Raw genomic sequence first — 8667 nt, 5'->3', positions numbered from 1 at the left:
CTTGGGCCTAACCAAATCCCCATGAGTTTCACTCACTGGGATTTGGTATCAGTGTACTTTTCCCCGGTTCAAAAAGAATCCCCGTGCTCAATCAAGCTTTCCGCGCGGGGATGGATTTGGTTCCCTCCGAGGCCGATGGGCGACGCCCACGGCTTCGGAGGCTGGTGAAACAGACAACACGAAAAATGGGCGCTGGGCCGCCCCTAGCCCATTTTTCTCCTTTTAATCCAACGGGAAAAAGTACACCGAGCGACAGCGAGGGACTTTTTCACGGGAGACTATCGCCGTCGGATCAGACCGCGTCGGCGTCGGTCGATCCGATTGCCGCTCCCAGACCGTTCATCAGCGCGACGAAGCCAGGGAAGCTGGTGTCGATCGCCTCGGCCTCGTCGATGGCGACAGGACGCTCTGCGGCCATCCCCAGGACCAGGAAGGCCATCGCTATGCGGTGATCGAAGCGGGTGGCGATCAGGGCGTCTCCGCGCGGCGCACGGCCCTTGCCGTGGACGATCAGGGCATCGGCCTCTTCCTCGACCACGACGCCGCAGGCGGCCAGCCCGCGCGCCATCGCCGCCAGCCGGTCGCTTTCCTTGACCCGCAATTCGGCCAGCCCGCGCATCCGGGTGGTGCCCTCGGCGAACGAGGCGGCCACCGCCAGGATCGGATATTCGTCGATCATCGACGGTGCCCGCTCGGCCGGGACGTCGATCCCCTTCAGCCGCGAGGCGCGCACCCGCAGATCGGCGACCGGCTCGCCCGCCTGATCGCGCCGGTTCTCGTAGCGCAGGTCGGCCCCCATCTCGCGCAGGGTCTGATAGAGCCCGGTCCGCAGCGGATTGATGCCGACGCCGGGCAGAACGATCTCCGACCCCTCGACCAGCAATGCCGCGACGGTGGGGAACGCCGCCGAGGACGGATCGGCCGGAACCTCGAACTGCCGCCCGGTCAGTTCGGGAAAGCCGGTGACGGTGATCGCACGCCCGCCGCTCTCGGTCGCTTCGACCCGGACGTCGGCACCGAAATTACGCAGCATCAGTTCGGTATGGTCGCGGGTGGCCTCGCGCTCGATCACCGTTGTCTCGCCCGGCGTGTTGAGCCCGGCCAGCAGCAGGGCCGACTTGACCTGAGCCGACGCCACCGGCAGTTCATAGCTAATCGGCAGCGGGCTCGCGGTGCCGACCACCGCCAGCGGCAGCCGTCCGCCGTCGCGGGTGAAGAACCGGGCTCCCATCCGCGCCAGCGGCTCGGTGACCCGGCGCATCGGCCGCGAGCGCAGCGACGCGTCGCCGGTGAAGAACGAGGTGAAGGGATGAGTGGCGACCAGACCCATCAGCAGCCGCGCCCCGGTGCCGGAATTGCCCATGTCGAGCAGGTCGGCCGGTTCGGACAGGCCACCGACGCCGCGCCCGAACAGATGCCAGCGCCCGTCCTCGTGGCGGGTGATCTCGGCCCCCAGCGCTCGCATGCAGGCCGCCGTCCGCAACACGTCGTCGCCTTCGAGCAGACCGCCGACAACGCTTTCGCCCACCGCCAGCGCTCCCAGCATCAAAGCCCGGTGCGAAATCGACTTGTCGCCCGGCACCCGCGCCGAGCCGGAAAGCGCCTGGACCCGTCCGGAATGCAGCGTCTTGGCCATGTTCACCCCTTCTTCCCTGCCGTCGCCGCCGCCATGACGGCGGGGGCCAAAGCTCTATCACAAGCCGCGCCGACGTCATAGACCGGCGGCGGTCGCGGCGGCATCGTCACGAATTGGTTTTGACACAGGGTGGGGAACATGGCAAATGCCCCTCCAGACAGCAAAATCACCGGACAACGTTCTAGGAGGATCGCCAGGTGGCCAAGCCGGAATGGGGACACAAGCGCACCTGCCAAAGCTGCGGCTGCCGTTTCTATGATCTGAAGCATGTTCCGATCATCTGCCCGAAATGTGGCTCGACCGTCGAACCCGACGTGCCCTTCAAGGTGCGGCGCGCCGGTGGCGTCCCGGTCGAGACCAAAGCGGCCATTCCCGCAGCCGTCGCGGCCGAGATCATCGAGACCGAAGCCGACGATCTGGTGGAAAGCGGCGATGACGAGGTCGTCGATAGCGAGGACGCCGCCGAGGAGGATGAGGCCGGTCTGATCGAGGACGCCTCGGATCTGGGCGAAGACGATGACGACATGGCCGAAGTGATGGAACATATGGACGAGGGGCTGGAGGACGAGGTCTAGACCTCGTCCAAACGGCCCGGAACCGGCTGTTTTCGGAAGATGGAAAAAAGCGAAATTTTTCGCTTGCAAGGCCAGCCCGAAGACAATATGTTCCGCCTCCACCGACGGAGCCCCAAACCCGCCGGTCCGAAATAAAAGGGGCCATAGCTCAGTTGGGAGAGCGCTTGAATGGCATTCAAGAGGTCGTCGGTTCGATTCCGTCTGGCTCCACCAAGTTAAAGGACTTAGCTGGGAAACTGGCTAAGTCCTTTCTCTTTTCGCCCAAACCACAACACAACCAACACCGTCGCCGACCGTTATCAGACGGTCGGTGGCGGTGTTGGTTCGACGAATGCCCCGGCTTGGCCGCCGGAGCGGGCTACAGGTACGAAACCAGCGACAGGCCGGTGATCTTGCCCAGCGCCGAGTAAGAGGCCTCCAGCGTGTTCTGAAGCTCGGAGATGTTGACCGAGACCTCGGCGATATCGACCGATTTCAGCGCGCTGGCGCGGTCGGCCAACAGCGACGAGGCGGTATCCTGCCGGGCCTTGGCCGATTCGAGCCGAGAGGAGGACAGCGAGATCGTCCCCTGGGTCGCCAATATCTCCTCCAGCGCCTCGGTGGCGAGGTCGTAGGCCGCCGACACTTTGGCCGTATCGACCTCGTCGGTGGTCAGCCCGGTCAGCATGTTGGCGGCGCGCAACGCCTTCTCGAACCCCGAATCGTCGGCGGTGACGCCATAGGTGATCGATTGCTCGCCCGAGACCTGAAGCGCGGCGAGGTTGGAATCCCCCTGGTAATAGGCGGTGTCGGTTCCGCTCGGCGGCGAGGTCAACAGCGAGACATCGACCGGCGCGGTGTCGGTGCGGCCACCGCTGAACAGATAGCGGCCATCGACCTGGGTGTTCATCAACCCTTCGAGATCGTCGAGCAGATCGCTGCCCAGGGCGGCGTAATCGGTTCCCGAGCTGATGTCCGACATCGCCGTCGTCAGGGTCGAGCGCAGGGTCGACATCTTGTCGGCGATGTCGCCGACGGTGTTGTACATCACCTCGACCCGGTCCAGCACGGTCTGGGCGTTGGTCGACCACGCCTTGGTCTGGGCCATCGTGTCCTCGACCGTCACCAGCCGCGCCGTTTCGGTTGCCCCCAATCCGGTATAGGTCGTGGCCTTCAGGCCCGAGGCGTTTTGCAGCTCGGCCTTGGCCAGACGCGATTGCAGCGACATCGACGAATTCACCATCGTCTGACTCAGCCCGAAGGTCGATACGCGTTCCATGATCAGCTCACCGCTTGCAAGAGGGCATCGAACATCGACTTCGCGGTGCTGATCACCTGAGCCGAGGCGGAATAGGAATTCTCCAGCGCCGAGATCGTCGCGCTTTCCTCATCGACGTTGACGCCGTATTTCGACGAGAACGACGATGTCAGGGTCGATAGGGTGGTTTCCTGGCTGGCGGCCTCGTCGCTGGCCGAGGACAGGCGGCTGGAAACGCCTGACACCATGTTGGCCGCCTTGGTGGTCACCCCCGCCGACGTCAGGGCGTCGGCCAGCGACTGAACCTGCGCCCCGGTGCCGTCGCTGACCGCGACGCCGCCCGTCGTCAACGCCGTCGTGGCGGTGTCGAGGGCCGAGGTCGCCAGCAGCGAGGGCGAGGAGAGAATATCGGCGCGGACCGCGATCGTTTCCGCCCCGGTGCCGATCAGCAGATCGTTCAGCCCCAGCGCGGCGGAAAGCGACTTTTCCGTCGATAGCGCGGTGCCGTTCAGCGAGGTCACCGTGCCGCCCGACAGCGCGATACCGGTCGTCGTATCGTCGGCGGTCAAGGTTACGGCCCCGGTCGTCGCGTCGATATCGGCGGTCAGGCCCAGTCCCGCGCCGTTGATCGCCCCCACCAGCGACCCCACGTCGGAATAGCCCGACAGGTCGAAGGTGGCGGCGTGGACGGTCAATCCGTCGGCATCGGTCACCGCGACCGACAAGGTGCCGGTGGCGGTCAGCTCGCTTGCGCTGTCCAGCCCGGTGACGCTGCCGGTCAGGCTGCTGGGCGGGGGAGAGGCGGTGCTGTCATTGTGGACGCCGTTGAGGCTGTCGGCGAGGCTGGTGGCGATCTCGTCCAGTTCGGTCTGAATCGCGGGCAGGGTCTTGTCGCGCAGGGTCACCAGGGCGGAGATGCTGCCGGTCTTGATCGAACTGGTGATGTCGGTGCCGTCGAGCTTGACGCCGGACAGGGACGCGCTTGAGGTCACCGTCCCCGCCTCGCTGAAGGACAGGGTATGGACCGTCGAATTCAGCAGCGGCGCGCCCCCGCTGGTATAGATCACCATCGCCCCGTTGGCCTGGGTGAAATAGCTGACCCCCATCACCGCGGCCAGATCGGCCACCTTGTTGATTCGCTGGTCTTCCAGATCGGCGGTGGATTGGCCGGACGCCTGGGCGCGGACGATCGAATCGTTTAATTCGTCGATTGCGGTCAGCGCGTTATTGGCGGTCTCGACCGCGTCGGCGATATCGGAATCCGCCCCCTGGCGCAGGCTCTGGACCTCGGACGAGGTCGTCCGCAGCGCCGAAGCGGCGTCGTCGAGATCGCCCACGACCTCGCTTTTCAGGGTGCTGCTGTCCGGCGTCGTCGCCAGTTCGGTCAAAACCGAGGACAAAGACGAGATCGACGACGCCAGGGTGTCGCCGCTGCTGTCGCTGTCAGAGGACAGCGAGCCCAGCGCGTCGCCCAGGCGGTCGAGGTAATCGGCGGACACCGACGCGGATTCGTTGGTCGAGGTCGTGGCAACAATGCTCTTCAACAGCCAGGGATCGGCCTTGCTGACGATCTCGGTGATCGTCGCCCCGGTGCCGATTCCCGCCGTGACGTTGGTGACCTTGGTCGCGGATTTGCGGGTATAGCCCTCGACATCCGCGTTCGACAGATTCGCCGACGCCACCGCCATCTGGGTTTCGATCGTCCGCAGCGACCGCGAGGCCGTGGACAGGGCAACATTGAGCGACATCATCGGCCTCCTTCGCGATTCTTCGCCCGCCCCGGGCCGGACTTAGGCGTGAAAATTGGCCCCGGCGGTGGGGAAATGCGCCAGCAGCATCTCGCCGTCCGACCCATAGGTCCGGCCCGTAGAGGCGTCTTCGTGCAGCGCCGCCAGCGCCGCCTCGACCCGGCGCCGCGACGCCGTCATCGCCGCTTCCAGCCGGGCCAGATTTTCGTTGGCGACTTGGCGCAGATCGCCGACCGCCTGCATCAGCGAGCGGGCGAAATCGGGATCGGCGGCCAGGGCCTGGGCGGCCTCGGCGCGGACCTGATCCCACAAATCGGCATATTCGGCGGTCAGCTCGCCCTTGCGGTCCGAGGTGCCGACCAGACCGGCGGGAAAGCCCGCGGCCAGCAGCCGGTTTTCCTCTTCCATCACGGCGGCCAGTTCGGTCACCACATCGAGCAGGGCATGGGCCGAGGTCTCGACGCGAGCGAGGTCCGAAAGATCGGCGGCGGCGGTCTGAAGCATGACGGGGCTCCTTGTCTCGAAATGGGGCACGGGCGGTATCAGGAACGATGGTCGTTGGCGGTGGTGGAGCCCTGGCGATAAGCCTTGGCGGCGCCGTCATGGTGATTCAGCGCCCGCAGATCCTTTGCCAGCGAGGCCAGATCGCTTTCCAGTTCGTCGATCAAAGTTTCAAGATCGCCGATGGCGACCGAGACGCGGCGACGGACCAGCCGACGCTGGTCGTCGGGCAGTTCGGCGATCTGCCGGGCCAGAATCTCGGCGAGCTGGCGGGCGTCGAGATCGGGATCGACCGATTCTCCCGGAGGCGCGGGAGGAAGAATTTCGCGGATTTCCTCGATCCGGCGCTCGAAGCGGCGCTCGGAGAGGGAGATAACCTGGGCGGAAGCGGGTTTCTTGGTCATGGGAAAGTCCTTTCTCGGCGTTCGGTCAACGGATCGCCGCAATCAGGTCGTCGTACATGTCCTTGGCGGTGTTGATGACCTGCGAGGCGGCCGAGTAAGCCTGCTGGGCCACGATCATCCGGGTGAATTCGTCGCCGGTATCGACGGTCGAGGATTCGAGCGAACTCGACTTGACCGTTCCGGTCCCGTCTTCGCCCGCGACGCAATAGACGTTGTGCTGGCCCGACGAGGTCGATTGCTCGTAGACGCCGTTGCTCATCGCGCTCAAACCGTCCGGATTGGGGAAGGTCGCGATCGCCAGCTTGTAGATCGACACCTGCAAGCCGTTGTCGTAATTGGCATAGATCGTGCCGTCCGAACCGATTTCGACGCCGGTGTAGCTGCCCGCCACCGCGCCATCGCCGACGATGCTGGTGATGTTGATGTCGGTGCCGCTGTTCTGCTGGGTCAGGTTGCCCTCGTCGCCGAGATCGAGGGTAATCGTGCTGGTCGCGGTGGCCCCGTTGGTCCAGGTCGCGGTCAGGTCGGTGGTCGCGTCCGAGGTCAGCTTGCCGGTGCCGTCGAAGGTCAGCGAGATCGTCGCGGGCGACAGCGTGCCGGTCGTGGTGGTCCCGTCGGTGGTCGAGACCAGATCGCCCAGGGTCAGATCCCAGGTATTGGTCCCGGTCTTGGTGAAGGTCATGGCGACCGTGCTCGACCCGCCTTGGCTGTCGAACACCTCCATTGAGGTGGAGAAGGTGTCGCCCACCGCCGCGCTGGACGGAATGTTGGCCTTGATGACCTCTTCCGTCGTCGGGATCGGCTGTTTATCGTTGATGTTGACCTTGACCGACTCGGGATTGGCGATGTTGCCGGTGATGTTGCCATAGGCGTCGGTCGCCGCCCCCTGGACGTAGTAATTGTCGCCCAGAACCAGATAGCCCTCGTCGTTGATCGAGAACTCGCCGTCGCGGGTATAGAAATCCTCGTTACCGTTCTGGCCGTAGCTCAGGACGAAGAAGCCGTTGCCGTCGAGGGCAAGGTCGGTGCTGTTGGAGGTCGCCTCGATCAGCCCCTGGGCATCGACGTTCTGCCGCACCGACGAGGTCACGCCGCCGCCGGTATAGGCCGTGGTGCTGTATTGCTGGGTCACCAAGGTGGCGAAGCTGGTGGTCACCCCCTTGTAGCCGGTGGTCGAGGAATTGGCCAGATTGTTGGAAATCATCGACAGCGCCTGGCTTTGAGCCTTCAGCGCGGAGACGGCGGTGTTCATGGCCCCGGCGAGTGACATGGCGATTCTCCCGGTCAGGCCGCAAGGCGGGTGATGTCGGACAGCGAGACGGAGGTTCCGCCCAGCTCAAGCAAGGTGGTGCCGTCGGTGGAATCCACTGCGGTCACCGTCCCCTTGATCGTCGTGGTGGTATCGATCGCCGCGCCGGACGAATCGAGCGCGGTCACTTTCAGGGTGTAGGTGCCGGCATCGACGGTATCGCCGTCCGAATCGGTGCCATCCCATTCGAGCGCGTGGCTGCCCGCGGCGGTGTCGCCGGTGCCGGTCCACACCGTCTCGCCCGAGGAATCGGTGATGGTCAGCTTCACCGAGGACGCGGCCGAGTCGAGGTCGTAGCCCCAGGTGGCATCGACGGTGCCGTCGGACTGGACGGTGATGCTGTCGCCTTCGGCTTCGACGACATGGCCGAGATAGCCGACGCCACTTGAGAAGGTCGACGTCGACAGCGACGACAGCACGCTGTCGAGCTTGTCGTTGGTCGCGATCTGCTGTTCCAGGTTTGAATACTGGACCAGCTGGCTGGTGAACTGAGTGGCGTCGGTCGGATCGAGCGGATTCTGATTCTCTAACTGAGCGCACAGCAGCTGGAGAAAGGTGTCGTAATCAGCCGAGAGGCCAGACGAGCTGGACGTCGATGTCGTCGAGGTCGTGGATGACGTCGTGGATGTGACCGCTGTGGTCATGGCGCACCCCGTTAGATGAAATCCGGCGACAGTCGATCCGTCGCTCTCTGATTTCTTCTACGGTCGCGCCAGGGATATCGGGCGCAGCATTTCCATATCTTTTAAATACGTCCGGTTTAGTCTTAAGCGGACGCACGAAAACATCCGTCGGGCTGGTCCGGCGGATGTTTCAGTCTTAGCTGTTACGGACGGAAAGGAGGATTCGGGCGGTGTTTCTCGCCCGGCCCGGGCCGAACCCGGCGAACGGGTCGGTGCAACGGTTCGCCGGTCCGTGCCTTAAGGGGTCAGCCGACGCTGCGCTTGATCTGTTCGCTCTGCGGCAGGGGAGCGCCGGAGGCGGCGAGAATGCGATCGACGAGCCCCGGCGGGGCCTTGGGCGGCGCGGCTCGCAGGGCATCGCCCAACGCGACGGCCTGGGCCAAAAGCAAACGGGCTTCGGCCGATTGGGTCAACAATGCTTCGGCGGGGACGCGATGATCGGCGGGCCAGTCCGCGATGCTGTCGCCCAACCGATCGAGGAGATCCGAGAACTCCTCCAGAGTGATCGTTCTGGTCATTGATTACGCCTCGATTTCTTCGTCGGCGGTGATAGGGCGGCCCAAGAGAGCCAGTT

9 protein-coding genes and 1 tRNA gene are annotated in these 8667 nt (G+C 64.7%); 2 read left to right on the top strand and 8 right to left on the bottom strand.

The genetic code is table 11. From position 1 onward, the window contains the following. Positions 1–292 precede the first annotated feature (292 nt). Positions 293–1636: a 3-phosphoshikimate 1-carboxyvinyltransferase gene (aroA, locus tag BLW40_RS15955; protein WP_074770335.1), complete on the bottom strand. Its 1344-nt coding sequence runs from the start codon at positions 1634–1636 to the stop codon at positions 293–295. 197 nt (positions 1637–1833) lie between these two features. On the opposite strand from aroA, the gene BLW40_RS15950 reads away from it, so the two are divergent. Together BLW40_RS15950 and BLW40_RS15945 are read left to right on the top strand one after the other, a co-directional pair. Continuing rightward, entirely contained in the window at positions 1834–2211 is a 378-nt protein-coding gene (locus BLW40_RS15950; RefSeq protein WP_074770333.1) for a TIGR02300 family protein, read from the top strand. A 137-nt stretch (positions 2212–2348) separates the two neighbouring features. Next, positions 2349–2424: transfer RNA gene (locus BLW40_RS15945), tRNA-Ala, on the top strand. Positions 2425–2569: 145 nt separating this feature from the next. Here the strand turns inward: BLW40_RS15945 and BLW40_RS15940 are convergent. The 7 genes from BLW40_RS15940 to BLW40_RS15910 form a co-directional block, all read right to left on the bottom strand. Beyond that, entirely contained in the window at positions 2570–3469 is a 900-nt protein-coding gene (locus BLW40_RS15940; protein WP_074770331.1) for a flagellin, read from the bottom strand. Between the two features lie 2 nt (positions 3470–3471). After that, positions 3472–5199, bottom strand: coding sequence for a flagellar hook-associated protein FlgK (gene flgK / locus BLW40_RS15935; RefSeq protein ID WP_083386833.1), 1728 nt, complete (start codon positions 5197–5199; stop codon positions 3472–3474). A 39-nt stretch (positions 5200–5238) separates the two neighbouring features. Then, positions 5239–5700, bottom strand: coding sequence for a hypothetical protein (locus tag BLW40_RS15930; protein WP_074770330.1), 462 nt, complete (start codon positions 5698–5700; stop codon positions 5239–5241). Positions 5701–5738: 38 nt separating this feature from the next. Continuing rightward, positions 5739–6101: a hypothetical protein gene (locus BLW40_RS15925; RefSeq protein WP_074770328.1), complete on the bottom strand. Its 363-nt coding sequence runs from the start codon at positions 6099–6101 to the stop codon at positions 5739–5741. A gap of 25 nt (positions 6102–6126) precedes the next feature. Beyond that, a complete protein-coding gene (gene flgE / locus BLW40_RS15920) occupies positions 6127–7371 on the bottom strand; it encodes a flagellar hook protein FlgE (RefSeq protein ID WP_074770327.1) in 1245 nt (414 codons plus the stop codon). 14 nt (positions 7372–7385) lie between these two features. Further along, positions 7386–8054 carry a flagellar hook assembly protein FlgD gene (locus BLW40_RS15915; RefSeq protein ID WP_074770325.1) on the bottom strand — a complete coding sequence of 223 codons (669 nt, stop codon included), beginning with the start codon at positions 8052–8054 and terminating at the stop codon, positions 7386–7388. Positions 8055–8338: 284 nt separating this feature from the next. Further along, positions 8339–8611 (bottom strand): hypothetical protein, encoded by a 273-nt coding sequence (locus tag BLW40_RS15910; RefSeq protein ID WP_074770324.1) that lies wholly within the window; start codon positions 8609–8611, stop codon positions 8339–8341. Positions 8612–8667 lie beyond the last annotated feature (56 nt).

This window comes from Magnetospirillum fulvum, assembly GCF_900108475.1.
In the GTDB taxonomy this organism is placed as follows: Bacteria; Pseudomonadota; Alphaproteobacteria; order Rhodospirillales; family Magnetospirillaceae; genus Phaeospirillum; species Phaeospirillum fulvum_A.
The sequence above is the reverse complement of the archived record's forward strand: the minus strand, read 5'-3'. Positions and strand labels throughout refer to the sequence as shown.

What these genes read in the sequence shown, in the direction of transcription:
- aroA (WP_074770335.1), bottom strand. Translation starts at nt 1,636, where the DNA reads ATGGCCAAGACGCTGCATTCCGGACGGGTCCAGGCGCTTTCCGGCTCG.
- BLW40_RS15940 (WP_074770331.1), bottom strand. Translation starts at nt 3,469, where the DNA reads ATGGAACGCGTATCGACCTTCGGGCTGAGTCAGACGATGGTGAATTCG.
- flgK (WP_083386833.1), bottom strand. Translation starts at nt 5,199, where the DNA reads ATGATGTCGCTCAATGTTGCCCTGTCCACGGCCTCGCGGTCGCTGCGG.
- BLW40_RS15930 (WP_074770330.1), bottom strand. Translation starts at nt 5,700, where the DNA reads ATGCTTCAGACCGCCGCCGCCGATCTTTCGGACCTCGCTCGCGTCGAG.
- BLW40_RS15925 (WP_074770328.1), bottom strand. Translation starts at nt 6,101, where the DNA reads ATGACCAAGAAACCCGCTTCCGCCCAGGTTATCTCCCTCTCCGAGCGC.
- flgE (WP_074770327.1), bottom strand. Translation starts at nt 7,371, where the DNA reads ATGTCACTCGCCGGGGCCATGAACACCGCCGTCTCCGCGCTGAAGGCT.
- BLW40_RS15915 (WP_074770325.1), bottom strand. Translation starts at nt 8,054, where the DNA reads ATGACCACAGCGGTCACATCCACGACGTCATCCACGACCTCGACGACA.
- BLW40_RS15910 (WP_074770324.1), bottom strand. Translation starts at nt 8,611, where the DNA reads ATGACCAGAACGATCACTCTGGAGGAGTTCTCGGATCTCCTCGATCGG.